Annotated in this window: 23 protein-coding genes, 1 other RNA gene and 1 pseudogene; 13 read left to right on the top strand and 12 right to left on the bottom strand. The window is 65.8% G+C overall.

Annotated elements, in window-relative coordinates; all coding sequences use genetic code 11:
• Nucleotides 1–24 precede the first annotated feature (24 nt).
• Complete coding sequence (locus ACCQ09_RS19095) at nucleotides 25–891, bottom strand: glucose 1-dehydrogenase (RefSeq protein WP_040941893.1); 867 nt, start codon at nucleotides 889–891, stop codon at nucleotides 25–27.
• Nucleotides 892–1101: 210 nt separating this feature from the next.
• On the opposite strand from ACCQ09_RS19095, the gene ACCQ09_RS19090 reads away from it, so the two are divergent.
• A complete protein-coding gene (locus tag ACCQ09_RS19090) occupies nucleotides 1102–1743 on the top strand; it encodes a DUF6766 family protein (RefSeq protein ID WP_012439372.1) in 642 nt (213 codons plus the stop codon).
• A gap of 101 nt (nucleotides 1744–1844) precedes the next feature.
• Nucleotides 1845–2030: a hypothetical protein gene (locus ACCQ09_RS19085; RefSeq protein WP_228428364.1), complete on the top strand. Its 186-nt coding sequence runs from the start codon at nucleotides 1845–1847 to the stop codon at nucleotides 2028–2030.
• An 84-nt stretch (nucleotides 2031–2114) separates the two neighbouring features.
• Here ACCQ09_RS19085 and cydB read toward each other — a convergent pair whose 3' ends face one another.
• The 3 genes from cydB to ACCQ09_RS19070 all read right to left on the bottom strand — a co-directional run bounded on the left by cydB (nucleotide 2115) and on the right by ACCQ09_RS19070 (nucleotide 5106).
• Nucleotides 2115–3134, bottom strand: a complete 1020-nt coding sequence (gene cydB, locus ACCQ09_RS19080) for a cytochrome d ubiquinol oxidase subunit II (protein WP_012439370.1) — start codon at nucleotides 3132–3134, stop codon at nucleotides 2115–2117.
• Complete coding sequence (locus ACCQ09_RS19075; RefSeq protein WP_228428365.1) at nucleotides 3125–4534, bottom strand: cytochrome ubiquinol oxidase subunit I; 1410 nt, start codon at nucleotides 4532–4534, stop codon at nucleotides 3125–3127. Before ACCQ09_RS19075 ends, cydB begins: the two co-directional genes overlap by 10 nt.
• A gap of 275 nt (nucleotides 4535–4809) precedes the next feature.
• Nucleotides 4810–5106, bottom strand: coding sequence for a hypothetical protein (locus ACCQ09_RS19070; RefSeq protein ID WP_016945154.1), 297 nt, complete (start codon nucleotides 5104–5106; stop codon nucleotides 4810–4812).
• A 527-nt stretch (nucleotides 5107–5633) separates the two neighbouring features.
• Between ACCQ09_RS19070 and ACCQ09_RS19065 the strand changes: the two genes are divergently transcribed.
• Together ACCQ09_RS19065 and ACCQ09_RS19060 are read left to right on the top strand one after the other, a co-directional pair.
• The gene (locus tag ACCQ09_RS19065) at nucleotides 5634–6917 is read left to right on the top strand and encodes a sigma-54-dependent transcriptional regulator (protein ID WP_014506450.1); all 1284 of its coding nucleotides are present in this window, start codon (nucleotides 5634–5636) and stop codon (nucleotides 6915–6917) included.
• A 32-nt stretch (nucleotides 6918–6949) separates the two neighbouring features.
• Nucleotides 6950–7144 (top strand): hypothetical protein, encoded by a 195-nt coding sequence (locus ACCQ09_RS19060; protein ID WP_267129996.1) that lies wholly within the window; start codon nucleotides 6950–6952, stop codon nucleotides 7142–7144.
• Here the strand turns inward: ACCQ09_RS19060 and ACCQ09_RS19055 are convergent.
• Complete coding sequence (locus ACCQ09_RS19055) at nucleotides 7138–7521, bottom strand: response regulator (protein WP_076039846.1); 384 nt, start codon at nucleotides 7519–7521, stop codon at nucleotides 7138–7140. The two genes, ACCQ09_RS19060 and ACCQ09_RS19055, sit on opposite strands and share 7 nt — an antisense overlap.
• A gap of 201 nt (nucleotides 7522–7722) precedes the next feature.
• On the opposite strand from ACCQ09_RS19055, the gene ACCQ09_RS19050 reads away from it, so the two are divergent.
• Both ACCQ09_RS19050 and ACCQ09_RS19045 read left to right on the top strand, forming a co-directional pair.
• Complete coding sequence (locus ACCQ09_RS19050; protein WP_228428367.1) at nucleotides 7723–11256, top strand: CheR family methyltransferase; 3534 nt, start codon at nucleotides 7723–7725, stop codon at nucleotides 11254–11256.
• A gap of 798 nt (nucleotides 11257–12054) precedes the next feature.
• Complete coding sequence (locus ACCQ09_RS19045; RefSeq protein WP_040941885.1) at nucleotides 12055–12627, top strand: hypothetical protein; 573 nt, start codon at nucleotides 12055–12057, stop codon at nucleotides 12625–12627.
• Between the two features lie 124 nt (nucleotides 12628–12751).
• On the opposite strand, the gene ACCQ09_RS19040 is transcribed toward ACCQ09_RS19045, so the two are convergent.
• The 5 genes and pseudogenes from ACCQ09_RS19040 to ACCQ09_RS19020 all read right to left on the bottom strand — a co-directional run bounded on the left by ACCQ09_RS19040 (nucleotide 12752) and on the right by ACCQ09_RS19020 (nucleotide 15982).
• The gene (locus ACCQ09_RS19040; protein WP_075286212.1) at nucleotides 12752–13096 is read right to left on the bottom strand and encodes a hypothetical protein; all 345 of its coding nucleotides are present in this window, start codon (nucleotides 13094–13096) and stop codon (nucleotides 12752–12754) included.
• An 81-nt stretch (nucleotides 13097–13177) separates the two neighbouring features.
• Complete coding sequence (locus ACCQ09_RS19035; protein WP_012439362.1) at nucleotides 13178–14077, bottom strand: manganese catalase family protein; 900 nt, start codon at nucleotides 14075–14077, stop codon at nucleotides 13178–13180.
• Nucleotides 14078–14214: 137 nt separating this feature from the next.
• Nucleotides 14215–14721: a YciE/YciF ferroxidase family protein gene (locus ACCQ09_RS19030; RefSeq protein WP_011038765.1), complete on the bottom strand. Its 507-nt coding sequence runs from the start codon at nucleotides 14719–14721 to the stop codon at nucleotides 14215–14217.
• Nucleotides 14722–14761: 40 nt separating this feature from the next.
• Nucleotides 14762–15293, bottom strand: a pseudogene (locus ACCQ09_RS19025) (ferritin-like domain-containing protein).
• 137 nt (nucleotides 15294–15430) lie between these two features.
• Nucleotides 15431–15982, bottom strand: a complete 552-nt coding sequence (locus ACCQ09_RS19020; protein WP_011038763.1) for a cysteine hydrolase family protein — start codon at nucleotides 15980–15982, stop codon at nucleotides 15431–15433.
• A gap of 280 nt (nucleotides 15983–16262) precedes the next feature.
• Here ACCQ09_RS19020 and ACCQ09_RS19015 point away from each other — a divergent pair, with 280 nt between their 5' ends.
• Both ACCQ09_RS19015 and ACCQ09_RS19010 read left to right on the top strand, forming a co-directional pair.
• Nucleotides 16263–16454, top strand: coding sequence for a hypothetical protein (locus tag ACCQ09_RS19015; RefSeq protein ID WP_014506459.1), 192 nt, complete (start codon nucleotides 16263–16265; stop codon nucleotides 16452–16454).
• A gap of 61 nt (nucleotides 16455–16515) precedes the next feature.
• Nucleotides 16516–16590, top strand: a non-coding RNA gene (locus ACCQ09_RS19010) — sX9 sRNA.
• A 4-nt stretch (nucleotides 16591–16594) separates the two neighbouring features.
• Here the strand turns inward: ACCQ09_RS19010 and ACCQ09_RS19005 are convergent.
• Nucleotides 16595–17812: an FAD-dependent oxidoreductase gene (locus ACCQ09_RS19005; protein ID WP_040941882.1), complete on the bottom strand. Its 1218-nt coding sequence runs from the start codon at nucleotides 17810–17812 to the stop codon at nucleotides 16595–16597.
• Between the two features lie 191 nt (nucleotides 17813–18003).
• Between ACCQ09_RS19005 and ACCQ09_RS19000 the strand changes: the two genes are divergently transcribed.
• The 4 genes from ACCQ09_RS19000 (at nucleotide 18004) to ACCQ09_RS18985 (ending at nucleotide 22322) form a co-directional block, all read left to right on the top strand.
• Nucleotides 18004–19344, top strand: coding sequence for a sensor histidine kinase (locus ACCQ09_RS19000; protein WP_228428368.1), 1341 nt, complete (start codon nucleotides 18004–18006; stop codon nucleotides 19342–19344).
• Nucleotides 19341–20117: a LytR/AlgR family response regulator transcription factor gene (locus tag ACCQ09_RS18995; protein WP_040941880.1), complete on the top strand. Its 777-nt coding sequence runs from the start codon at nucleotides 19341–19343 to the stop codon at nucleotides 20115–20117. Before ACCQ09_RS19000 ends, ACCQ09_RS18995 begins: the two co-directional genes overlap by 4 nt.
• Before the next feature lie 51 nt (nucleotides 20118–20168).
• Nucleotides 20169–20537: a hypothetical protein gene (locus ACCQ09_RS18990; protein WP_014506464.1), complete on the top strand. Its 369-nt coding sequence runs from the start codon at nucleotides 20169–20171 to the stop codon at nucleotides 20535–20537.
• Nucleotides 20538–20726: 189 nt separating this feature from the next.
• Nucleotides 20727–22322, top strand: a complete 1596-nt coding sequence (locus ACCQ09_RS18985) for an APC family permease (protein ID WP_011038757.1) — start codon at nucleotides 20727–20729, stop codon at nucleotides 22320–22322.
• Nucleotides 22323–22498: 176 nt separating this feature from the next.
• On the opposite strand, the gene ACCQ09_RS18980 is transcribed toward ACCQ09_RS18985, so the two are convergent.
• Nucleotides 22499–23170, bottom strand: coding sequence for a hypothetical protein (locus tag ACCQ09_RS18980; RefSeq protein ID WP_011038756.1), 672 nt, complete (start codon nucleotides 23168–23170; stop codon nucleotides 22499–22501).
• 245 nt (nucleotides 23171–23415) lie between these two features.
• Here ACCQ09_RS18980 and ACCQ09_RS18975 point away from each other — a divergent pair, with 245 nt between their 5' ends.
• Complete coding sequence (locus ACCQ09_RS18975; protein WP_040941879.1) at nucleotides 23416–24354, top strand: oxygenase MpaB family protein; 939 nt, start codon at nucleotides 23416–23418, stop codon at nucleotides 24352–24354.
• The last annotated feature ends 89 nt before the right edge of the window (nucleotides 24355–24443 follow it).

Genomic DNA, 24443 nt, shown 5'->3' with positions numbered 1-24443 from the left:
TAGAACGCGGATACGCTGTGTTGGTCAGAGCGTGACCGCGCCACCGGAGATGGTGAGCAAGGTGCCGGAGGTGTAGCTGGCGGTATCGGAGGCCAGCATCACGTAGGCCGATGCAAGCTCCACCGGTTGGCCGGGGCGGCCCATCGGCGTTTGCGAGCCGAAGCTTTCCACCGAGTCTTCGTCCATGCCGGCGGGAATGAACGGTGTCCAGATCGGGCCCGGCAGCACCGCATTGACGCGGATCTGCTTTTCGGCCAACACGCCGGCCAACCCGATGGTGAGATTGGCCAGCGCACCCTTGGTTGCGCCATAGGGAAGGATGTTCGGCGTGGGCTTTTTAGATTGCACCGAAGCGGTGTTGATGATGGAACCGCCGTCCTTCATCAACGGCACCGACAAGCGCACCAGGTTGAACACTGCGTGCACATTGGTATCGAAGGTCTTGCGCCACTCGTCCAGGGTGATTTCTTCGAAGTTTTCGAAGTACTTCTGGTAGCCGGCGTTGTTGACCAGGATGTCCAGCCCGCCGAACTCGCTGTTGACCTTGTCGATCAAGGACGCAGCCTGGTTGGGGTCGCTGATGTCGCAGCCCACCAGCAGTGCGCGCACGCCGGCTTTTTCGATCAACGCACCGATGCGTGATGCGTCTTCCTGCTCATCCGGCAGGAAGGCGATGGCCACATCCGCGCCTTCGCGTGCGTAAGCGATGGCCACGGCAGCGCCAATGCCGCTGTCGCCACCGGTGATCAACGCGCGCTTGCCTTTCAGTTGCCCGTGGCCCACGTAGCTGTCTTCGCCGTGATCCGGGCGCGGGTCCATCTTGTCAGTCTTGCCGGGGAACCCCTGTTGCTGCGGCTTGAATGGCGGGCGCGGGTAGTTGGGCACGGGCATGGTGATCTCCTGACGGGGAAGGAAGCTGGACGGTCAGTGTGGCCACGCAGAAGTAAACATCGGGCATAGGCGATGTCGCCGCGATGTGTGTTGGCTACGCACACCGCCGCGCGGCACTCACTCGCTGCTGATTGCGTCGGCTCACCACGCAGTATTCATGCGTTTTTGCTGTGCTTGCTCGAATACTTTCGGCATCAGAGGAGCGTGCAGATGATCTTTCGTCGTCATGGTTTGTCGTTGTGTCTGCTTGGGCTGACGCTGCTGTTTATCGCCGCACAGGTGTATGCGGGGTTGCATGCCTATAACGAGGAACTGGCACAGTTGGGCCAGGCAACCCTGACGCTGGGCCAGTATCTGCGCAGCGGGCACTTCATCTCTGCGTTGTTTGAAAACTGGGAAAGCGAATTTCTGCAGATGGGCATGTATGTGCTGCTCACCGTCAAGCTGCGCCAGGTGGGCTCGGCCGAATCGCGGCCGCTCGATCCTGATGAAGAAACGAGCGAGATTGCGCCGGGCCGCACCCCGTGGCCGGTGCGTAAAGGTGGCCTGTGGTTGCGCCTGTACGAGCACTCGCTGGCCATCGCCTTCGGTGTGCTGTTCCTGCTGAGCTTTGTGCTGCATCTGCTGGGAAGCTGGCGGCTGGAGCTGGCCGAGCGCACGCAGCAGGGCCTGCCGCCGATCAGTTTGCTGCAGCACTTCACCGATGCGGCGTTCTGGTTCGAGTCGATGCAGAACTGGCAGAGCGAATTCCTGGCGGTGTTCTCGTTGGTGGTGCTGACCATCTGGTTGCGGCAGAAGGACTCGCCGCAATCCAAGCCGGTGGCCGCACCGCATTCCCAGACCGGTGGCTGAGGGGCGCTGCCTTCACGCAACGCTGCTGCGCCTTCACTCTTCGGCAATGCGCGCGTGCCTAGCGTTGACCACAACAAAACTGTGTCCAGAGCGGAGTGCATATGGGGACCGAACCAAAAAAACCGTGGGGTCCGGAAGACGACCAGAAGAAGCCGTTCACGCCACAGGAGCGGCGCAACGAGGACGTCAAATGGAAGGAGCACGACATGCCCGATGAAGACCGTGACGTCAACAAGGCCGACCCGGAGCACGACTACGAACGTCCGGACGGCTCCGAGCGGAGTTGACCGCCGCGCATCGGTGCAGATAACAACGCCCGCATCTTGCGGGCGTTTTTTCATGTGGCGGGAAACGCAACGCGCACTTCAGCATCAATGATGGTGGTAGCCCACATCCGCAGCGATCTTGCCGCGGAACACCCGGTACGACCACGCGGTATAGCCCAGCACCAGCGGCAGCAGCACGATCAAGCCCACCATCGGGAAGATCTGCGATGACGGTGGCGCCGCCGCCTGCCAGATGGTGTAGCTCGGCGGCACCAGGTACGGCCACATGCCCAGCACCAGGCCGATGAAGCCCAGCACGAAGATGGCCAGGGTCAACAGGAACGGCGAGGCATGGTTGCGCGAGGTGTTGCCGGCGCGCCACAGCAGCATCGCCACCACCGCGGTGATCACCGGGATCGGCGACAGCCACCAGAAGTTGCCGTGCTCGAACCAGCGCGCCATCACGTGCGAACTCAAGAACGGCAGCCACGCGCTCACCAGCACCATGAAGGCCACCACCACGCCCACCAGCGGGCGGGTGAGCTGGCGCGCCAGCTCGTGGGTGCGTCCATCGGTCTTGAGGATCAACCAGGTGCTGCCGAGCAGTGCGTAACCGAACACCAGCGCTGCACCGGTGAGAATGGTGAACGGGCTGAACCAGCCGAACACACCGCCGACGTAGCGGCCGTTGTCCAACGCCATACCTTCCACCAGTGCGCCCAGGATGATGCCTTGCGCAAAGGCAGTGAGCATCGAGCCGCCAATGAACGACAGCGTCCACAGCCGCCGCGAGCGGTGTGCTTTGAAACGGAATTCAAACGCCACGCCGCGAAACACCAGCGCCATCACCATCAACAGCACCGGTAGATACAGCCCGGAGAGGATCACTGCATAGGCGGTAGGGAACGCGGCAAACAGGCCGGCCCCGCCAAGCACCAGCCAGGTCTCGTTGCCGTCCCAGATGGGCGCGGCGGTGTTCATCATCAGGTCCACTTCCTGCTCGTCGCGGGCGAACGGTGCCAGCATGCCCAGCCCCAGCACGAAGCCGTCCAGCACCACGTACATCAGCACGCCAAAGCCGATCACGCCGAACCACACCACCGGCAGCCAGTAACTCAGGTCCATGGCGCGTGCTCCTGTTCCAGGGATTCATCGGCCGCCGACAACGGCCGCGCAGGCGTGTGTTCGCCGCTGGCCACGTCCGGGCCATCGCCGCGCGGTTGCGGGCCGGTGCGGATCAGCTTGGCCAAATACCAGATACCCCAGCCGAAGACGAAGGCATAGCCGGCCACGTAGACCGCCAGTGACACCGCCACCATCGCGGTCGATTGCGGGCCCATCGCATCGGCCGTGCGTAGCAGCCCGTACACCACATACGGTTGGCGGCCGATCTCGGTGACGAACCACCCGGCCACCAGCGCAATGAAGCCGGCCGGTAACATGAGGTTCCAGGCAATGATCAGCGGGCGCGCGTGCAGCCGCCCGCGCCACCACGCGATGGCCGAGATCCAGGCCAGCAGCAGCATGGCCATGCCCAGGCCCACCATGATGCGGAATGCGAAGAACACCGGCGCCACCGGCGGGCGCTCCTCGCGCGGCACCGAAGTGAGCGGGGCGATTTCGCCATCCAGCGAATGGGTCAGGATCAGGCTGCCCAGCCGCGGGATCGCCACTTCGTAATCGTTGCGCTCGGCCTCGGCATTGGGCACGCCGAACACCACCAGCGGCACGCCATTGCCGTCGCCATCGCTGTGCCAGTGCGCTTCCATCGCCGCCACCTTCATCGGCTGGTGTTCCAGCGTGTTGAGCCCGTGCTGGTCGCCCACCAACACCTGGATCGGCAATACGATGGCGGCAAACGCCACCGCCAGCCGCAGCATCAGCGCCGCCGCGTCCACATGCTTGCGCTTGCGCAGGTAGTACGCGCCCACGCCGCCCACCACGAAGCAGGTGGTGATGAACGAGCCCAGCGCCATATGGGTGAGCCGGTACGGGAACGACGGGTTGAAGATGATCTGCAGCCAGTCCACCGGATGCACCACGCCGTTGACCATGCTGAAGCCGCGCGGGGTGTGCAGCCAGCTGTTGGACGAGAGGATCCAGAAGGTGGACACCAACGTGCCCAGGGCCACCATGCAGGTGGCGAAAAAGTGCAGCCGCTCGGACACGCGCCCCCAGCCAAACAACATCACGCCGAGGAAGCTGGCCTCCAGAAAGAACGCGGTGAGCACTTCATAGCTGAGCAGCGGGCCGATCACCCCGCCAGCGATGCGGCTCAGCTCCGGCCAGTTGGCGCCGAACTGGAACGCCATCACGATGCCGCTGACCACGCCCATGCCGAACGCCACCGCGAAGATCCGCAGCCAGAAGAAATACAGGCGCTTCCACACGTCGTCGTGGCTGCGCAACCAGCGCCATTCCAGAAACCCCAACAGGCTGGCCAGCCCGATCGTGAAGGCGGGGAACAGCACATGGAACGAAATCACGAACGCAAACTGGATGCGAGAGAGCAGCAACGCGTCCACAGACATCTCCCTAGAGGGCGGGCTGAGCAGGCGTACGCATGCCAGGCGTACCGGCGGCGCTGATGTCTGCGACGCCGGCACAGGCCGCACGCCGCGAGCAGGCATGCCGGCCGAGCGCAGCGGGCACCGCAGCCGGCATCACACCCACCCGGTGCGCGGGTACGCCGCGTTGACGCGGCACTACACGAACAGGGTCCGCGCCCTGGCCGGGCGCGACCGTGATCGGCTGCACAGATCGGCGTTCGCGCGCTGCCGGGCGCTGTCGCGCCGCGGGTTCAACCACGACGCAGATGGCGCAGGCAGCGCGGGGCCAGCCAGTCCGCCAGAACCGCGTTCATCGAGCCCGGCGTCAGGCACAACGCGTCGCGCACGGCGGCAATGGCCTGCTGGTCGGTCAGCTGGGGATGCGCATTCCAGGCATCGCAGACCGCGCGGATGGTTGCCTCCGGGATGCCGTCGAACGGGTAATAGCCAAGCTCGCCACGGCGGTGCTCGGCACGCCAGTGGGCCAGTTCCGCCTGCACATCTGCACGCGGATGCGCAGTGCGTGGCTGCGCCGAGAGTGCATTCATGGGACACCTCATCACCTGTGTCGCCTCAGTGTTGGCAGCTTGCGCGCAGGTGCACGTGAGCAGTTTCTACACATGGTGCTGACACGCGGTGCGTAATTTGTGGGTAAGTCAGTCGCCCGGGCGGGAGCCCATGAAGGGTTCAGTCCGATGCGTCACGATGCATTGGCTGCCGCTGACTCCGCTGGCATCCTTGCCGCTTCGTTCTGAATCAACCGAGCTGATCCATGGCTCCGTGCCACCGGCCGCAGCTTCTCGCGGTCGCGCAGGCCCAACCCTTTGCAGTACTTGGCGCGTGTGCGGGATTGGCACGCCGACCGGGCCGGACCATGACGCTTGGCACTGGTAGAACCCGCTGTGGCCGGCGAACGTCCGAAGGCGGTGTGGCGAGCTCTAGCCGCAACCGGGGCAAGCGTGGGATGGTTCCGCTGTCAGCGGGTGAAGGACCGGGGGATGACAGGCTGCGATCTTCGCGCCGTCGTCACAATTTTCAACCGAACATGTACTAGTCATTGCGGACAGAAGCGCCTATGGACCGTCTTTCCTGCGCCATCATCGACGACGACGTGGAGTTCTGCGATCAGGTGGTGGAGTTGGCCACCGATAGCGGCTTCCGCGCCAAGGGGATGCATTCGCTTGGCGAAGCCAGCCATTGGCTGGACAGCAACTTCCCCGATCTGCTGGTGGTCGACGTCGGCCTGCCCGACGGCAGCGGCTTCGACCTGATCGAGCGGCTCGACCCGGACCACACTCCGCAGATCGTGGTGGTGTCCGGCGACTACGCGCGCGAGACCCAAGGCCGTGCGCATCAGTTCGGTGTCAGCGAGTTCCTCACCAAGCCATTCGCCCCCGAGCGTCTGGAGCGGGTGCTGGGCGGGCTGCGTGAGGCGCAGCAGGGCAACCTGGGCATCGTCGGCAACAGCGACAGCATCGTGGCGTTGCGCAAGGACATCGTGCGCGTGGCGCCGACCGATCTGAACGTGTTGGTGACCGGCGAAACCGGCACCGGCAAGGACCTGGTGGCGCGCGCCATCCACCGCGTGTCCGGGCGCCGCGGGCGCTTTGTGCCGGTCAACTGCGGCGCGATCCCGGAAGAACTGCTGGCCAGCCAGCTGTTCGGCCACGAGCGCGGCAGCTTCACCGGTGCCGACCGCCGCCATGCGGGCTTTTTGGAACAGGCGGCCGACGGCACGCTGTTCCTGGATGAAATCGGCGAGATGCCGATGCGCCTGCAGGTGTACCTGCTGCGGGCGATCGAGTCGCGCACCTTCATGCGCGTGGGCGGCAGCGAGGAGATCCCGTTGAATGCACGCGTCGTGGCCGCCACCCACCAGCGCGTGCAGCGCGACCAGGCGGTGCTGCGTGAGGACCTGTTCTATCGCCTCAACGAATACCCGATCCAGGTGCCGCCCTTGCGCGAGCGCCGTGGCGATGCGCGCCTGCTCGGCCTGCGCGTGATCGACGAGCTCAACGCCACATACGGCAAGCGCAAGTTGCCCACCAAATCGCTGTTGCGCTATCTGGCCCACCACACCTGGCCGGGTAACGTGCGCGAGCTGCGCTCGTTCATCCGTTACCTGTACCTGCGCACCGATGGCGACCTGCTCGTCGCACCCGAGGTGGAGCAGACCGTGCCGCAGGCCGACGAAGACGGGCTGCTGATTCCGGCCGGCTGGACCATGCGCCAGGCCGAAGACGCCATGATCGAAGCGGCGCTGGCACGCACCCGCTACAACAAGAAGGCGGCTGCGCGCGAACTCGGTATCAGCGTGCGCACCCTGCACAACCGCCTGAGCGACAAGGACAACGCGTGAGCGATGCGGCCCACCTGCGTCGCCGCGAGCTCATGCATCAGTTGCGTAACCGGCTCAATGTGATGGGCTTCGCGCTGTATTCGCTGCGCGCCGAAACCCCTTCCAAACCGCTGGACACCCTGCGCACCGCGCACCAGTCCGCGGTGGAGCTGCTCAATCAGCTGGGCGAAGAAGAACGCGCGCTGCAGCCGCCCCCAGAAACCGCGCCGGATACGGCCGATCAGTGATGTTCGACGGGCGCCTGCTGGCGGCTGAGTAACGTAGTGATGGTGCGCGGGTTGTAGGGCTTCATGCAGTACGACAGATGCGCATACCGCGGCGGCAGCGTGTAGCGGTCGTAGCCGGAGCAGAACGAAAACGGCACGCCACGCGCCAGCAACGCATCGGCCACCGGGAACACCGCCTGGCCGCGCACGTTGACATCCAGCAGGGCGCCATCGATGCCGATCCCCGATGTCACCAATGACAGTGCTTCGGGCACGTTACCCACCGGCCCCACCACCTTGGCACCGGCCTCGGCCAATAGATCGTTGAGCGATTCGGCCAGCAAATAATCGTCTTCGACCACCAGGATGCGGCGGCCGCGCAAGGGGCTGTCGTGCATGGGATGACTCCGGTAAGACGCTAAGGTGTAGAGAGTCGCGCAGCGCATGATGTACGCAACGTCGGTTAACGGTATGCGTAAGCGGGCGCGTCAGACCTGCACATGCAGCGGCCGGAAGCGGGGTGTCATGGCAGGCGATGCCGGTTTGCGCGATCATCTACGTTCTATGGCGGCCAGTTGTCGCTGGCTGATGCGACTCTCATGACCGACACCTCCCTCCGCAGCGACGTCCACAGCGACGCCGCTGTGCATTCCTCCCTTTTTATTCTGGGCGTGGGCGCCACCGGGCTGGATGCCACGCGGCTGGCCGAGCTGCTGGAGACCATCGGCAACGGGGCCAACCTGGCGGTGATGCTGCTGCTGCGCGACCGTGCGCTGCTGGATGAAGCGCGGCTGCGCGACCTGCTTGGCCCCCAATCCCAGCAGTTGGTGGCGCCGTGTGACGGCGACCGCTTGCAGCCAGGCCGCTTCTATCTGCCGCCTGCCGATACCCTGGTCACGCTGGAAGAAGGCCGCCTGCGTCTGCGGCCGCTGGATGGCGAAAGCGACCATGGCCTGATCGACAGCTTCTTCGTCTCGATGGCGCACGACCAGGATGGCAACGTCATCGGCCTGATCATGGGCCGCGTGGATGGTGACGGTACGTTGGGCACGGCGGCGATCAAGGAATGCGGTGGGCTGGCGCTGGTGGTGGACGATGCGTCCCTGCACGGGCTGGATCTACATAGCGCCAGCAGCCCGGCCGCGGTGTCCGACGATATCCTGCCGCTGCCGCGCGTGGCCGCACGCATCTCCGCGCACATGCAACGGCATCACGGTGTTGCGCATGCCGTGCCGGAAGGCGTGCGCAGCGGCGCGGAGAGCAATCAGCTCAGTCAGGTCGCCGGTATCCTGCGCAACACCACCGGGCACGATTTCCACGGCTACAAGCGCGCCACCTTCCTGCGCCGCGTGCAGCGACGCATGCAGGTGGTGCAGGTCGATACCCTGGACCACTACCTGGATGTACTGCGCAGCCGCCAGGACGAGCCGCTGCTGCTGTTCAACGATTTGCTCATCGGGGTGACCCAGTTCTTCCGCGACCGCCGCGAGTTCGAGTTCCTGGAGCAGCAGGTGATTCCGCGGCTATTCCAGGGCAAGCAGAATGGCGACAACCTGCGCGTCTGGGTGCTGGGGTGTTCCACCGGGGAAGAGGCGTATTCGCTGGCGATGCTGCTGCGCGAACATGCCGAGACGCTGGAGTCGGTGCCGCAGATCCAGATCTTCGCCAGCGATATCGATGGCCGCGCGCTGGCCACCGCACGCGTGGGGCGCTATTCGTCCAGCATCGTGGGCGAAGTGGCGCCGGAGCGCCTCAAGCGCTGGTTCACCAAGGAAGGCGACACCTACGCGGTGAGCAAGGAGTTGCGCGAGCTGTGCGTGTTCTCCCAGCACAGCATCGTCAAGGACCCGCCGTTCTCGCGGCTGGATCTGGTGTCGTGCCGCAACTTGCTGATCTATCTGGATGCCGAACTGCAGAACCGGGTGATCCCGCTGTTCCATTTTGCATTGAAGCCGGGCGGCTACCTGTTCCTGGGCAATGCGGAAAACGTCTCGCGCCATGCCAAGTTGTTTGCACCGGTGGAGCGCAGCTTCCGCGTGTTCCAGAAGATCGACGCCGAGACGCGGCTGCATTCCACCTTTCCGTCATTGCCGCCGGCGCGCCCGGGCAAGGTGCCGGCGCCGGTGCAGCGCTTGCGCTCGTCCAGCCAGGCGCTGGTGCGTGCGGGCGAGCGCATCGCCGACCGCTACGCGCCTGCGTACGCGGTGTTGGACGAGCACTTCGATGTGATGCATTTCTCCTCGCAGGCCGGGCGCTTTGTGCGCCCCGGCAGCGGCCCGCCCAGCCTCAACCTGCTCAACCTGGTGCACCGCGACCTGCGCCTGGAACTGCGCGGGGCGTTGAGCCGGGCAGAGTCGGAGAATGCGCCGGTGCAGGTCAAGGGCATCCAGATGCGTGGTGACGGGGCCACCTGGGCGGTGGACATCTTCGTTGAGCCCACCTCCGATTCGGAGGTGCCGCGTGGCTATGTGGTGCTGTTCCAGGAAGTGGAATCGCGCGAGCTGGCCGAACCGGCCGCACGCGCGCCTGCCTCCGACAACGAGCACGTGCAGGTGCTGGAGAACGAGCTGCGTATCACCCGCGAACGCTTGCAGGCGATGATCGAGGAGCTGGAGAGCACCAACGAGGAGCTCAAGTCCTCCAACGAGGAGTACCAGTCGCTCAACGAAGAGCTGCAAAGCGCCAACGAAGAGCTGGAGACCTCCAAGGAAGAGCTGCAGTCGGTCAACGAGGAAGTCACCACCGTCAACGGTGAGCTGGCGCATCGCGTGCAGGAGCTGGCGCATGCCAACAGCGATCTGAAGAACCTGCTGGAAAGCACCCAGATCGCCACGGTGTTTCTGGACAACGAACTGCGCGTGACCAACTTCACCCCGGCGGTCACCGACATCGTGCCGCTGGTGGAAAGCGATATCCATCGCCCGATCAGCCACATCAAGATGCGCGTGGCCTACGAGGAATTGCAGGACGATGTGCGCCGGGTGATCCGCACGCTGGCGGTGCTCGACCGCGAGGTGGAAAACCCCACCACGCGCGCACGCTACATGGTGCGTGTGCTGCCGTACCGCACGGTGGACAACTTCATCGGCGGGGCGGTGATCACCTTCATGGATGTCACCCCGCTGACCCGTGCCGAAGATGCGCTGCGCGGTAGCGAGCAGCGCCTGCGCACCTTGATGGAGGGTATTCCGCAGCTGGTGTGGCGCTCGCTCGATGGCGGCCGCTGGACCTGGTCCAGCCCGCAATGGTCGGCCTACACCGGCCAGACCGATCAGGAAAGCCGCGAGCTGGGTTGGCTGGAAGCGGTGCACCCGGACGATCGCGAACTCACCATGGATGCCTGGCGCGACTGCCCGGCCAGTGGCGGGCTGGATGTGGAGCACCGGCTCTACAACGCGGCCGAGCGCGGCTACCGCTGGTTCCATACCCGCAGCGCGCCGGTGCGCAACGACGATGGGCATGTGCTGGAATGGCTGGGCACCTCCACCGAGTCGGATAACCTGCGCCGCCTGCAGGAAGAGCAGCGCGTGCTGGTGACCGAGCTGCAGCACCGCACCCGTAACCTCATCACCGTGGTGCAGTCGGTGGCGACGCAGACCATGCAGAGCAGCGGCACCATGGACGAGTTCGCCGGCAAGTTCGAAGACCGGCTGGCCGCGCTCTCGCGTGTGCAGGGGCTGCTCTCGCAGGCAGAGAATGCGCCGGCCACCATCGGCGCGTTGTTGCGCATGGAGCTGGATGCGCTCGGTGCCGAGCCGGATCAGCGCCGCATCATCCTCGACGGGCCGGACGTGGCCTTGCGCAAATCCACCGTGCAGACCCTGGCATTGGCGCTGCACGAACTGGCCACCAACGCACGCAAGTACGGTGCGCTGGCGGTGGACACCGGCACGCTGACCATCCGTTGGCGGGTGGAGACCAGCGAGAACGCGCCGGCACGGCTGGTGTTGTCGTGGGTGGAAGAGGGTGCCAGCCTGCAGCTGCGCTCGGACCGCGCCGACGCGGGCGGTTTCGGCAGGCGCCTGATCGAAAAGGCGTTGCCGTACAGCCACGGCGCGCAGACCCGCTACGAGCTCAGCGACACGCGATTGGAATGCGAGATCCAGCTGCCGCTGACGTCGGTAGACGACTGAGGGCGGTGCCCCACGTTGTTGGGGCGGAGGGACGCGGGTTTGGTGTCGCGTCCCTGCAGGGCGGCGGCGCTGCGTGTAAGTCCCATCGCGCGCAAGCGCGCTCCTACGCTGTGCGTTGCACCGGCCGTCGCTGGCAGCAATGCAGCAGGCGTGGCGAAGGCGCGGTTCCGAGTCTTGTTCCGCGTTGCCGGCGGTGAAAGGGGCAAGCGCAGCTGTGCGGCGCGGTTGCCAATGCTGCGCCCAGACGTGCCGCAGTGCGCCGCTCCCGCAGTCTTGCCCTTCCACGGCGCCTGGCCGCCGTTGGCAGCAAGAAAACTAATGCGAGGACAGTGCCGCGGCGCAGTGCGTGTCATTGCGCTGCGTCACGTGCACGTTGTTTCAGCACGCATGCAGCGCGTCGGTCTACCAATCAGCGTGATTGTCGGCCTGTGTGCCGACAGCCAGTGCGGGTGAATGTGCGATGCATCGCCTGAGTCTGCTCGATCGTTTACTACGGCCCCGTCGCATTGGCGTGCATGCGCTGCGCATCTCTTGCACACGTACAAATGCGTTCGCAACACAGCTTCAAACGTTGATGCAGATGCGCTCGCTGGCTACACCACAGGCGTTTCCATACGCCTGCGTTATGGAAAATCTTGCGCGCCGATGCAGTTCTTGCGGCGTGATGTGAGAAATTTTTGAAGACGGCGTCGTGGCGGCCTTGGCATGACTACATTGCGCAGGCATGCCGTCGTCAAATAGTTGGCGCGCAATTTGCGTAGCTGTGTGTGTCACCGCGATTCGCACAGTGGAGCAGTCATGATTACGCGCATTCTTCAGTTGTCCGCCAGGGTGGCGAGCAACGCATGGGTCGAGGTCGGCGTGGGTGCCGATGCCGACATTCTGGTCGCCGACCGCGGCGGTAAGCGCGAGGAGCGTGCCACCTTCGGCCGCCGCGCGCCGGGTCAGCAACGTTCGCTGCACATGCAGGAGCCAAGCTGGCTGGGCGGTGTGGATCTGGCCATCTGGGAGACCCAGCGCTGCGCGATTCCGTTATGCGGTTTCGTGTGCACCGCCTCGGTGGATGGCAACACGGCGGCCACCTGGTTGAGCCCGGACAACCGCGCGCTGTACGCGGCCGGGCTGCGCAATGTGATGGATATCGGCGGCCGCCTGCAGATGGGGTTCTCGTTGCTGGTGGCCTCGTCGTCCAGCATGCCCACGCACCGGCCGTTGTGTATCGATGGCGATGTTGCGCAGTGGTTGCAGCTCAGCGGCCATGAGGCAATGCGCCATCTCAGCCCATGGCGCCTGGAGCGTTGCGCTGCAGCGGCCGGCGTGCGCCCCGAATGGGCAGCGGAAGGACGCCCGGCGCCGCTGTTACGTGCTTGAGCGCCTGCGCACCGGGCGCGCAGCAGAGCACATGAAGAAGGGGCGCGCTGCGCCCCTTGGTGTTTCAGTGAAACCGATACAACGATGCCGAGTGGGCAGCGATGTTGTCCCGACATGACCGAGGTCAGGTGTCGTCGCCTTCGCTATCGCTATCGCTGTCTGCGCGGGCACGTTGCTGGGCCTGCTGATGGTCCTGCTTGCCATACGTGCCGCTCTGGCCAAAGTTGGGCTGGGTCTGGCCGTCGCGCTCGGCATGGCCGTCCGGTTCGCCTTCGCCGAGCCCACCGCCATGGCCATGCCCGCGCGGGTAATAGGCTTGCGGCTGGCCGTCCTGCGGTGGCGCGGCATCAGCGGTGTCAGCGGCAGAAGGATCCTGCCGGCCACGGCCGTCGACGGACGCATCGCCGCCGTCGCCGCGGTACGCCGACTGGCGTTCGTCGTGGGTCTCCAGTTTCGGCTTGTCGTTCATGGCAACTCCTGTGTCGTGCGGTGAGCAAAAACGCCCGGGCCGCGAACGGCCCGGGCAGTCATGCGCGGTTGCGCGGTGGGATCAGCGCTGGATATCACCGGTCGTGGAACCGGCGCCCGGGCCGGCGCCAAGGTCTGCGCCAGTGACGCGGTCCAGCTCCGGGTTGGAGAGCAGGCGCAGCGACATCGCATCGAGCGCCTTGGTCTGGGTGGCATCGAGCGCCACCGTGGCCAGGCCGTCGCCGCCATCCACTGCAGCCTGCTGCTCGCGGTCGGCGATGACTTCCCACTGCTCGCCGGCATTCCACGGGCCGACCATGTCGCCTTCGCCCTGCGACATGTTGTAGTACTTGTCGGTGAAGCGCGGGTCGCCCGGCAGCTTGCCCGGCGGGAAGTTGGGTTCGATCGAATACAGCGCCTTCTCGAACGACTTCTGATGCGCCACTTCACGCGTCATCAAAAAGCGCAGTGCATCCACAATGCCCGGATCGTTGGTCACATTGATCAGGCGCTCGTAGACCAGCTTGGCGCGTGCCTCGGCTGCGATGTTCGAGCGCATGTCGGCGGTGGGGCAGCCGATGGAATCCACATACGCGGCCGTCCACGGCACGCCGGCCGAATTCACCAGCGCCGGACCGCCACCGTAGAGAATCTGCTGCGTATGGCTGGTGCTGTTCTGGGTCATGTTGCGCATCTCCATGGCTTCTTCCATGCCTTCGGAGAGCACCGCCTTCGGGCCCTTGTTGAGCATCGCAATGATCGAGCCGATGATTTCCAGGTGGCTCAATTCTTCGGTTGCGATATCGAACAACAGATCCTTGCGCCCCGGATCGTCCTCGCCCAGCGCCTGGGTGAAGTAACGCATGGCCGCAGCCAGCTCGCCTTGCGGTCCGCCAAATTGCTCGAGCATCAGCGTGGCCAGATCCGGATTCGGCTCGGCAACGCGGACGGTGTACATCAAACGCTTGTTATGCATGAACATGGGTTTCGCTCCATGACTGGCGCCAGGCAACAACTGCCACTGCAAGAGCGGACAGGACGCGGGGCTGGCTTGCGGAGGGAGACCTGCTGGGGGTCAGCAGGAAACGCGGGGCGGGCAGGGCCGCCCCGCGCGGAACATCAGGCCGCCTTGCTGGCCTGGGATGCTTTCTGGTTGCCGCCCTGTTCGGCGAGCAGGGTGAGCTTTTCGTCGGTGGCTTTTTCTTCTTCCAGCGTTTCCAGCAGCAGCTTCAATGCATCGGCATAGCCGAGCTGCTTGGCGAGCGCGGCAATGGTGCCGTACGAGGCAATCTCGTAATGCTCCACCTTCTGCGCGCCTCCAATCAGGGCCGCATCGCGCACCGGGCCGGCTTCGATCGAGTCGATAACCTCACGGCTCTCTTCGACCAGGCCTTCCATCGCCGCACACTTGATGCGCTTGAGCTTGATGCTGAGCAGTTCAACCACCTGGTCGATACGTTCGACCTGGCCCTGGGTTTCTTCCAGATGCGTTTCGAAGGCCTGCTTGAGCTTGGGCTCGGTCGCGGCGCGGGCCAGGCGCGGCAATGCCTTGGTCAGCTGCTTCTCGGCGCTGTAGATGTCGGACAGTTCGTGGACAAACAATTCTTCAACGGTTTTGATCGCCATGAGTGGCTCCTTTCTGGGTGGACGAAGGGGATGGGGCGGACTAACGCTTGGCGGTGACGCCTTCCAGTTGTTCGCGTTCAAGAAACGCGACGACGATGGCTTCCTGGTGTTCGATCAACCACTCGGCCATCTCGATTTCCTGCTGCAGGATGTCTTCGCAGATCTGCGCGACCTCTTGCTCTCCCGCGCTGCGCGCAGCAACCACCAGCGCGCGGTAGGACGCAATTTCCAGATGCTCGAAGGCGTAGCTGATACCCACGCCCTTGGTGACCTCATCGGTCATCATCGAGTTACCCGCTGCGTGAGTTACCCGCTGCGTGCATGCTGGCGAGCACACTGCTCAACATGCCCTTGGCGGTGGGGATGCTGCCGTCGAGCAATTCCAGGCAACGCTGCACGCCTGCGCTCTGTTGCTGGGTTTCCTGCACGTGCTGCTCGATGCGATGCTTGAGCTCCGGGTAGTGCTCGATGCGCGCGGCCATCGCCTTCATCATGGTTTCGGCTTCCTTCTCCATGGCGTATGCATCCTGCAGCCACTTCACCAAGCGTTCCCTGGATTGCATCGTTGTCATCGTTGGATCTCTGCGGTCATGTCGTTGCGTGGTGCCTACGCTAATCAGCCGAGTGTTAGGACGATTGGTGCATGCGGTGAACCCGGTGCGATGGCGGCCTGTTCAGTCCGCGCAATGCGATGGAGCGCATCGATGCATCACGCCGGTTCGATCGACGCAGAGCGCGCCAACGCCGCGTGGAAACCGTCTTGCAGAATCGTGCGCGCGCAGGTTTCGCGCACGTCGGTTTCGGCGGTGGCGCAATCGCGCGGCACGCTCACAGCGAACCCATGCGCAGCGGCATCGATGGCGGTGGCCAGCACGCAGACATCCAGCGCCACGCCGGTGATGACCAGGTGCTCCACCTGCAGGTCCTTCAGCAGCGGCGACAGTGGCGTGTTCAAGAACGCTGAGTGCTTGGGCTTGAGCAACTGGTAGTCCTGCGGATACGGCGTGAGCAGGCGCGCGATCTCGCAGCCACGCGCATCCACTTGCGAGGCCAATGCGATCAGCGCCGGAAGGTCCGCATGCCAGTCGGCGAAATTGTCATTGGCGTAGAGCACCGGCCGTTGTGCCTGCCGGTAACGCTGGGCCAGCGCATCGATGCTGCGCGCGGCGCCCTGCGCGCGATGGGCGAGTTGCTCGCCCCCATCGAAATCGAAGCGGTTGAACATGTCCACGATCAACAGGGCAGAGCGCTGCGTGCTCATGGGCGTGCTCCCATGGCAAGCGGCGCCACGCCGAGCGCGCGAATGCGCACACTGCAGATGCGCGCGGGTTGCAAGGCTGGAAATGGCCATAGGGCACGGCGACTGCGGGTCAGTGCGCTGGCAGAGAAGAATGTCGGCATGCAAGCCTCCTCGTCAGTGGTCACGACCGAGGCTAAGCACGCTGCGTACAGTGGCAATGAACGCAGCGTCGACGCGGTGTCTGCACCGGCCTGCTCGCCGGTGCGTTACAACAGGGTTCCCTGCACAACGGACCACCGCAATGACGCCACTGGATAAACCTCTGCGCCGTGAATTGCGCATCGGCGAGCAGACCTACACGCTGACCATCGACCCAGACACGCTCAAGCTGGTGGAGAAGGGCAAGCGCAAGGGCGTGGTGCTGCGCTGGGAAGACCTGGTCAGCGGCGATGCGGCCTTGGCCAGTGCCCTGCAGGCGTCGCTGCAGGGCTAAGAGCAGCGATCAAAACGACTACACAGCCGCCAAGCGGACGCGGCCGCTGCGCGGGATCGGCATGTACCCCCGGACACTCCAGTTACGCCACGCTGTCCGCACCCACCTGACGACTGCTCGCTATGTTTTGTTAGCAGCTCTTAGGCATACAGACGCGCCAGTTCGCGTACCGCCGCTTCCGATGCAGCGCGGTCCGGCGCGCCATCGGCGTTGTTGTAGTCGTTGGGACCTTGCGACTGCACCAGGATGCCATCGCGACGCGGCACCACGTTGAGATTGTGGCCGCGCCACACCAGCCCATAGGTGACCTCCGGTTGCGGGATCAGCCGCGCGGTCTGCCCACGAATTGGAATGACGCTTTCATCGCCCAGCAACGCACGCGCGCCGTAGCCGGTGGCATTGATCACGCACTTCTCGCGCAGGTCGGCGAACTGGCGCGGGCTGTCGAAGCTGCGCGTGTGCAGCTCGCCGCCGGCAAGCAGAAAATCATCCATCAGCAAGCGTGCGTAGGTGCTCAGGTTGAAAGTGAGCTGGCTGTAACGGCGCACGAACGGCACCGGGAACGGATGCGCGCCGGCGGCCACCGGCTCGGAGTGCGGCCCCAGGTCGCCGAGCAGGTCGCGTTCCAGCGGTGGATAGTCCGGCTCGTGTGCTTCGGGCGAGGCGATGCGTTGGTCGAACGGCACGTCCGACAAGGCATAACCATCGCGCCATTCGATCGGCTCGCCCGGCAGGCCGAGCAGGGTCTGGTAGCGCCGGAACGAGATGCGCGCCATCTCCTCCCAGCGGGTGCGAAACGCCGCGGTGGCCTCGGCGCTGGTGCACACACGCGAGTCGGGCGACCAAACGCCGGTGGCATAGAACGAACGCACATCCGGCAACTGCTCGCGTGCGTAGATGCGCACGCGCAGGCCGGCGCGTTGTGCCACCAGCGCGGTGGTCAGGCCAATCGCACCGCAGCCGATCACTGCCAGTTCGCGCACATCGGCATCGGCGCTGCGCACCAACCGCAAGGCGTGCTCGGCCGCACCCCACGACAACGACCAGCCGCTGCCACCATGGCCGTAGTTGTGCACCACCGTCTTGCGGCCGATGCGCTCGGCCTCGATCCGCGGCCCCTGCGCGCGGAACGGGCGGGTGCAGCCATTCACCGCAATGATGCGATCGACCGATGCGCGGATCGGCGCCAGCGGCGGCGTGGCAGCGAACCCGACCGGCTGCGCGGCAGGCGCTGGCGCCACGCCAGGGGCCGATGGCATCACCAGGGCGTTGCGGCTGGTACGCGTTGCCGCCCAACCACCGCTGGACGCGAGCGCGAGCACGGCGGCGCTACCTTGCAGGAAATGACGACGATGCATGTGGCTCCCGGTGCAGTGGACGGCAGGCGGCGAGCATACCGCGCAGGCTGCCGCTGTCCGCGCGCGGCGCCTGCGGGTTTGCTCCGCCGAACCGGCAATTGAGGGCGCGTTTGCGCCCATTCGTCGCCTGGGCCATTGCGCGCGCCGCGTGCCGGCTATGCTCGCCGCGTCCACCCACCGAGCCATCTGCCGTGTCCGCCAGCGTGTTCCTGATTGTCCGCATCGTGTTTGCCTGGGCCGCCGCGCTGATCGTGGCCGGCATCATGTGGGCGCAGCTGTTCGGCTCGGCAGGCTCGTTCTTCGGGTTGGTCAGCATCGTGCTGATGGTGATGGCCTTGATGAGTTCGATCACGCATGTGCGGCGGGTGCGCTTGATTGCCGGGCGGCTGGACCACGACGCCTTGTCGAGCCGGCAACGCCGCCAGATCGAGATTCCGCTGGATGCGCAGGCTGCCTTTGCGGTGGTCGAAGATGCGGTGCGCGCCCTGCCGCGCGTGGAGGAGGTGGAGCCTGCACCGGGCAGCTTGCTGATCCGCGCCAAGGTGCGCCGCATCGACCCGTACGAAGGGCGCCAGCCCTCGCGCTGGAATCTGTTTGCGCGCTTTGCGATCAAGCGCAACCAGGTACTGGTGACGGTGACACCGGGGCAGGGCACCAGCAGCGTCACGCTGTTGTGCGAGCCCGATGCCGGCGCCTGGGTGGACCTGTTCGCGGTGGATGAGGGCAGCAACTATGAAAACGCCGAGGCGATCAACCGCGCGGTAGTGCGCCGGGTCGGCGAGCAGCGTCGCGACGAACAGGCTGCAGCCGAACAATCGGTGATCGAAAAGGAGCTGGCGGTGGCGCGCTTGAACCTGCTGCACGCGCAGGTGGAGCCGCATTTTCTCTACAACACGCTGGCCAGCGCGCAGGTGTTGGCGCGCACCGATCCGCCGCGCGCCGACATCATGATCGGCCACTTGATCCAGTACCTGCGCAGCTCGCTGCCCAGCGCCGACGGTGCCATCGCCACCCTGGGCGAGGAACTCGAACGCACTCAAGCCTATCTGGAAATCCTGCGCATCCGCATGGGCACGCGGCTGGCGCTGCAGGTGGAAGTGCCCTACGAACTACGCACGTTGCAGCTGCCGTCGATGATGCTGCAGACGCTGGTGGAAAACGCGATCAAGCACGGGCTGGAAGCCAAGCCCGGCGGTGGCACGGTGTGGATCCTGGCGCGCCGCCAGGACAACCAGGTCACCCTCACCGTGGCCGACGACGGCCAGGGCTTCAACAACCACAGCCACGGCACCGGCATCGGCCTGAAGAATCTGCGCGAGCGCCTGCAGCTGATCTACGGCGGCAAGGCGAGCTTTGCCATCGTGTCCAACTTCCCCAGTGGCGTGGCTGCCACCATCAGCTTGCCGCTGCCGGCGGTGTCATCGCCGGTTGCAGCATCTGCCGCTGCCGCTGCCGCTGCCGCTGCCGCTGCCGCTGCCGCGCCACCGCCGCTGCCCAGCACTGCCGCCGCACACACGCAGGTGCAGGCATGAGCGCACTGCGTGCGGTGATCGCCGAAGACGAAGCGCTGCTGCGGCAGTCCCTGCTCGCACTGCTGGCCGAGGTCTGCCCGCAGCTGCAGGTGGTGGGCGAATGCGAAGACGGCGCCAGCGCGCTGGACACCATCGCCACCCAGCAACCGGATGTGGTGTTTCTGGACATCCGCATGCCCGGCCTGACCGGCATCGAGGTGGCACGCGCGATGCGCGAGGTCAGCCCGCGCACCCAGGTGGTGTTCGTCACCGCCTACGACCAGTACGCCATCGACGCGTTCGAGCAGGGCGCGGTGGACTACCTGCTCAAACCGATCAACCGCGAGCGGCTGCAGGCCACCTGGCAGCGCGTGCAGCAACGCGCCGCCGCCGGCCAGCCCGATGGCGCCATGCTGGAGTCGCTGCTGCAGCGCCTGGCCGCACGCCCGGCCGCGGCCAGCGCCGCGCCGCCACTGGCCTGGCTCACCGCCAGCAGCGGCCGCGAAACGCGGCTGATCGCCCTGGATGAGGTGGCCTATTTCCAGGCCGACCAGAAATACACCACGGTGATGACCGCCGCCGGCGAGGCGATCTTGCGCACGCCGCTGCGCGAGTTGCTCGACGTGCTGGACCCGCACGTGTTCAAGCAGATCCACCGCTCCACCATCGTCAACATGAAAGCCGTGGCCTCGGTGGTGCGCGACGACAGCGGCAAGGGCCGACTGGCGCTCCGCGGCCGCAGCGAAACGCTCACCGTGAGCCAGCCCTTCATGAGCTTGTTTCGCGGCATGTGAGCCCCGCATCCCGTCTTCCCCCATACCGCATCGACTGAAAGGATTGCCGCCATGCGCTTGCTCGCTTCCCTGGTGTATTGCCTGCTGGCCCTGGCCGGCTGCCACGAACGTAACGGCACCACGTCCATTACCCGCGCCACCAGCGAGGGCCGCGATGTGCTCTTCAGCAAGACCCTGGCCACCGCCAGCGAATTGAGCATGCATTGCCTGGCCAGCAGCAGCGGGCAGTGCCATTACCTGGTGTACGTGGAGCAGTGCGCCGGCCCAGCGGCGGGCGCCGGCAAGGCTGCGGCCTGCGCCCGACAGACGCTTGACCGCTTCACCCTGGCACCGGGCCAGGAGCGCGCCGTACGCGGCGTGAGCGGGCAGGCGCATACCTGCGTGGACATCAGCGCCCCCGGGGCGGATTGCCACGGCTGATGGTGCTGCCGATGTGCCACGCGCGCGCTGCAGCGGTTGCCCTGAGCAGCCCTGCCACTGCGAAACCATCGGCAGCAATGCGGCAGCGCGTTACGCACGCCTGCTGAATACGCACTGACGGCAAGCGGCCGCATCTGCGAGAATTGCCGGCTTGTTGCCGTTGCACGGCGTCTTACTGCCAGGCCTGTCATGTCCGAACACTCGTTGCGCCGCGATGTCGGCCCCTTCGCCCTCATGCTCACCGGGCTCGGCTCGATCATCGGCTCCGGCTGGTTGTTCGGCGCTTGGCGCGCTGCCGGCCTGGCCGGCCCCGGCGCGATCTGGGCCTGGATCCTGGGCGCGGCGATCATCACCACCATCGCGCTGTCGTATGCCGAACTCGGCGCCATGTTCCCCGAGTCCGGCGGCATGGTGCGCTACAGCCACTACTCGCACGGCTCGCTGGTGGGCTTCATCGCCGGCTGGGCGAACTGGATCGCCATCGTGTCGGTGATCCCGGTCGAGGCCGAGGCCTCGGTGCAGTACATGGCGTCCTGGCCGTGGCCCTGGGCACAGAGCCTCTACGTGCAGGCGCCCGGCGGGGCGGGCGAGTTGTCGGTGCCGGGGCTGCTGATTTCGGCGGTGCTGGTGCTGGTGTATTTCCTGCTCAATTTCTGGAGCGTGAAGCTGTTCGCGCGCTCCAACACCTTGATCACGGTGTTCAAACTGGTGGTGCCGGCAGCGACCGGCGTGGCGCTGATCGCCAGCGGGTTCCACAGCGAGAACTTCAGCGTGGGCATCCACGGCGATGCGCATGTAATCGACCTGGCCGCCGTGCTCACCGCCGTGGCCACCGCCGGCATCGTGTTCAGCTTCAACGGCTTCCAGAGCCCGGTGAATCTGGCCGGCGAAGCGCGCAACCCGGGGCGCAGCATTCCGTTCGCGGTGCTGGGCTCGATCGCGCTGGCCACGGTGGTGTACCTGATCCTGCAGGTGGCCTACATCGGCGCGGTGCCGCCGGAGTTGCTGGCCAAGGCCGGCTGGCACGGCATCGATTTCCGTTCGCCGTTCGCCGAGCTGGCCATCATCGTCAACCTGCACTGGCTGGCCATGCTGCTGTATATCGATGCGTTCGTGAGCCCCAGCGGCACCGGCATCACCTACACCGCCACCACCGCGCGCATGGTCTACGGCATGGAAAAGAACGGCACCTTGCCGGCCGCGCTGGGCAAGCTGCACCCGGTGTGGGGCGTGCCGCGCATGGCGATGTTCTTCAACCTGGCGGTGTCCTACCTGTTCCTGTTCTTCTTCCGCGGCTGGGGCACGCTGGCGGCGGTGATTTCGGTGGCGACGATCATTTCCTACCTCACCGGGCCGATCAGCGCGATGGCGCTGCGCCGCCACGCACCGGACATGCACCGCCCGCTGCGCATCGCCTTCCTGCCGATCCTGGCCGGCGTGGCGTTCGTGATGGCCACCGAGCTGCTGTACTGGGCGCGCTGGCCGCTGACCGGCGAGATCATCCTGCTGATGGTGGTGGCGCTGCCGGTGTACTGCTACTACCAGGCCAAGCAGGGCTGGCCGGACCTGCGCCGCAACCTCAAGGGCGCGGCGTGGATGGTGTGCTATCTGCCGATCGTGGCGCTGCTGTCCTGGGCCGGCAGCACCGATTTCGGCGGCCATGGCTACCTGAGCTACGGCACCGACCTGGCAGTCGTCGCCGCGGTGGGGCTGGTGTTCTACATCTGGGGCGTGCGCAGCGGCTGGCGCACCCCGTCAGTGGAGCAGGCGGTAGCGCGCGCCTGAGGGTCTGTGCCGCGTTGGACCCGTGCGGTGACGCGCGCGCGCTTGAACGCTGAATGATGAAACGCAGAAGGCCAGTGCATGTGCACTGGCCTTTTGTTTTGAAGGGGGTGTTGCGTGAGCGTGTGGCGCGGCGTCTTCATGCAGCGCAGGTGGGCGGTGCTCTCGCGCAGCGCGCGTCAGGCGTTGACCACCAGCCGCGGCGCGCCATCGAACCGGTCCAGGTCGCGCAACAGCTCGGTATAGCGGCGCAGGCGGCCCATTTCGCGCATGTTGACGATGTCCTCGTGGCGCAGCTCGCGCTTGGAGGTCACTTCCTGCTTGTAGCGCAGCACTTCCGGGTAGCGGCGCGCCATGTCCAGCGCATCGGCCACGCATTCCACGGTGTCGGCATCAGGGGTGACGCGCGCGCGGGAGTTGAAGGCGCGCAGCCAACGCTCGAAGCCTGCGCTGTGGTCGAACAGGTCGGCGATGTACCACATCACGAACAGGATCGACGCCCACGAGGTGAAGATGATGACGATGCGGCTGAAGGTGAGGTGGTAGTCGTTCTGCCAGAGCTGGTGGGTGATCACGCCCAGCAGGATCAGCGAGACCGTCTGCCAGCCGATGATCGAGGCGATCACCCATTGTTTCTTTGCCACGCTGAGCAGGTCGACCTCTTCGTCGAGCTGCGCGTCGGTCTTGTCACGCCAGTGCGCAACCTGCTCGTCGAACGGGAGTCGGTGGAGTGCGTTGTCCTGCAGCAGCAGGCCCAAACCTTTGAACAATGCGATCATGACGAGCTCCTGACGGATGGCTGGTACGAGCGACTTGCGACTGGCAGGTGCCAGATGCCCTAGTTCTAGCACTTTCACGCGGCTTGGCAATGGCTGAGCCCTGCACCGGCCGGGCCTTCCTGCGTCATCGCGCACAAAACGCCTGATTTACGGTGGTTTAGTGCGGCGCAGCACCGGTGGCGCCTGCAGTCGTGCTGCACTGCACACTGCGCAGGAGTGCCTGGCCGATTCCGACTCTGCCGCGCCAGAAGTACAGGATGCGTGAGCGGCAGCCATCGCGACACGGTCTTGCAGGGAGCCTGCGTATCATTGCCCGCATGTCTGCCGTCCTGCGTACGCTCACCGCCCCCGCCGCTGCACAGATCCGTCGCTGGGTGCTGGATGCCTTCCCGCGTGGCCAGAGCAGCATCGAATACGATCAGCCGCTGGGCGACGCCGGGCTGTTCGGCCCCGACAGCGTCACCTGGCGCATCCATGCGGAATTCCCCGGCATGCTCGCCGGGGGGCTATGCGCGCTGATGCTGCAACTGCTGCACCCGCGCGCGCTGGCCGGGGTCTACGACCATTCCAACTTCCGTGCGGATCTGGTCGGCCGGCTGCGCCGCACCACCAACTTCGTTGCCGGCACCACCTACGCCCCGCAGGCCGAGGCCGAGCGGTTGATTGCGCGCGTCCGCGCCATCCACAGCCACATCGTGGGCCACACCGCCGACGGCATGCCGTACCGCGCCGACGATCCGGCGCTGCTGACCTGGGTGCACGTGACCGAAGCCTACGGGTTCCTGCAGGGCTGCCGCCGCTATTGCCGCGACGTGCCAGTGGACATCGCCGACCGCTACTACGACGAAGCGCGCCGCGTGGCCGAAGGCCTGGGCGCCACCGATGTACCCGCCAGCGAAGCGCAGGTGGCGGCGTACTTCGCCCAGGTGCGCGGCGAGCTACGCATGGACGCGCGCTCGCGCGAGGTGCTGGAGGTGCTGACCAGCATCCAGCTGCCGGTGCCGGCCGCGCGTTTGTCGCGCGGGGTATTCCTGGGCGCCGGCAACGCCCTGCTGCCGGACTGGGCCAGCGACATGCTGCAGCTGAGCAGCACACAGCGCCGCCAGGCCGGCGCCTCGGCGCGTCTATTGCGCCGGCTGTCGCCGCTGTTCCGGACCGCGCTGCGCGACGGCCTGTCTGCGCGCGCCTGCCGCCGCATGCAGCTGCCGCCGGCGGTGTTGTTGCAGTGGCCCGATGACGCTGTGGCGGTCGCATAGACGCAGGCGCGTCGTATCACGTTTCATCGTCACGGACTTTCGCGCCAGCGCGCATCCATACGAACGCGCCTTACCCGTAGGAGCGCGCG

This window comes from Xanthomonas sp. NCPPB 2586 (genome assembly GCF_041475775.2).
Classification (GTDB): Bacteria; Pseudomonadota; Gammaproteobacteria; order Xanthomonadales; family Xanthomonadaceae; genus Xanthomonas; species Xanthomonas campestris.
The sequence above is the reverse complement of the archived record's forward strand: the minus strand, read 5'-3'. Positions and strand labels throughout refer to the sequence as shown.

What these genes read in the sequence shown, in the direction of transcription:
- ACCQ09_RS19095 (WP_040941893.1), bottom strand. Translation starts at nt 891, where the DNA reads ATGCCCGTGCCCAACTACCCGCGCCCGCCATTCAAGCCGCAGCAACAG.
- ACCQ09_RS19090 (WP_012439372.1), top strand. Translation starts at nt 1,102, where the DNA reads ATGATCTTTCGTCGTCATGGTTTGTCGTTGTGTCTGCTTGGGCTGACG.
- ACCQ09_RS19085 (WP_228428364.1), top strand. Translation starts at nt 1,845, where the DNA reads ATGGGGACCGAACCAAAAAAACCGTGGGGTCCGGAAGACGACCAGAAG.
- cydB (WP_012439370.1), bottom strand. Translation starts at nt 3,134, where the DNA reads ATGGACCTGAGTTACTGGCTGCCGGTGGTGTGGTTCGGCGTGATCGGC.
- ACCQ09_RS19070 (WP_016945154.1), bottom strand. Translation starts at nt 5,106, where the DNA reads ATGAATGCACTCTCGGCGCAGCCACGCACTGCGCATCCGCGTGCAGAT.
- ACCQ09_RS19065 (WP_014506450.1), top strand. Translation starts at nt 5,634, where the DNA reads ATGGACCGTCTTTCCTGCGCCATCATCGACGACGACGTGGAGTTCTGC.
- ACCQ09_RS19060 (WP_267129996.1), top strand. Translation starts at nt 6,950, where the DNA reads ATGCATCAGTTGCGTAACCGGCTCAATGTGATGGGCTTCGCGCTGTAT.
- ACCQ09_RS19055 (WP_076039846.1), bottom strand. Translation starts at nt 7,521, where the DNA reads ATGCACGACAGCCCCTTGCGCGGCCGCCGCATCCTGGTGGTCGAAGAC.
- ACCQ09_RS19050 (WP_228428367.1), top strand. Translation starts at nt 7,723, where the DNA reads ATGACCGACACCTCCCTCCGCAGCGACGTCCACAGCGACGCCGCTGTG.
- ACCQ09_RS19045 (WP_040941885.1), top strand. Translation starts at nt 12,055, where the DNA reads ATGATTACGCGCATTCTTCAGTTGTCCGCCAGGGTGGCGAGCAACGCA.
- ACCQ09_RS19040 (WP_075286212.1), bottom strand. Translation starts at nt 13,096, where the DNA reads ATGAACGACAAGCCGAAACTGGAGACCCACGACGAACGCCAGTCGGCG.
- ACCQ09_RS19035 (WP_012439362.1), bottom strand. Translation starts at nt 14,077, where the DNA reads ATGTTCATGCATAACAAGCGTTTGATGTACACCGTCCGCGTTGCCGAG.
- ACCQ09_RS19030 (WP_011038765.1), bottom strand. Translation starts at nt 14,721, where the DNA reads ATGGCGATCAAAACCGTTGAAGAATTGTTTGTCCACGAACTGTCCGAC.
- ACCQ09_RS19020 (WP_011038763.1), bottom strand. Translation starts at nt 15,982, where the DNA reads ATGAGCACGCAGCGCTCTGCCCTGTTGATCGTGGACATGTTCAACCGC.
- ACCQ09_RS19015 (WP_014506459.1), top strand. Translation starts at nt 16,263, where the DNA reads ATGACGCCACTGGATAAACCTCTGCGCCGTGAATTGCGCATCGGCGAG.
- ACCQ09_RS19005 (WP_040941882.1), bottom strand. Translation starts at nt 17,812, where the DNA reads ATGCATCGTCGTCATTTCCTGCAAGGTAGCGCCGCCGTGCTCGCGCTC.
- ACCQ09_RS18995 (WP_040941880.1), top strand. Translation starts at nt 19,341, where the DNA reads ATGAGCGCACTGCGTGCGGTGATCGCCGAAGACGAAGCGCTGCTGCGG.
- ACCQ09_RS18990 (WP_014506464.1), top strand. Translation starts at nt 20,169, where the DNA reads ATGCGCTTGCTCGCTTCCCTGGTGTATTGCCTGCTGGCCCTGGCCGGC.
- ACCQ09_RS18985 (WP_011038757.1), top strand. Translation starts at nt 20,727, where the DNA reads ATGTCCGAACACTCGTTGCGCCGCGATGTCGGCCCCTTCGCCCTCATG.
- ACCQ09_RS18975 (WP_040941879.1), top strand. Translation starts at nt 23,416, where the DNA reads ATGTCTGCCGTCCTGCGTACGCTCACCGCCCCCGCCGCTGCACAGATC.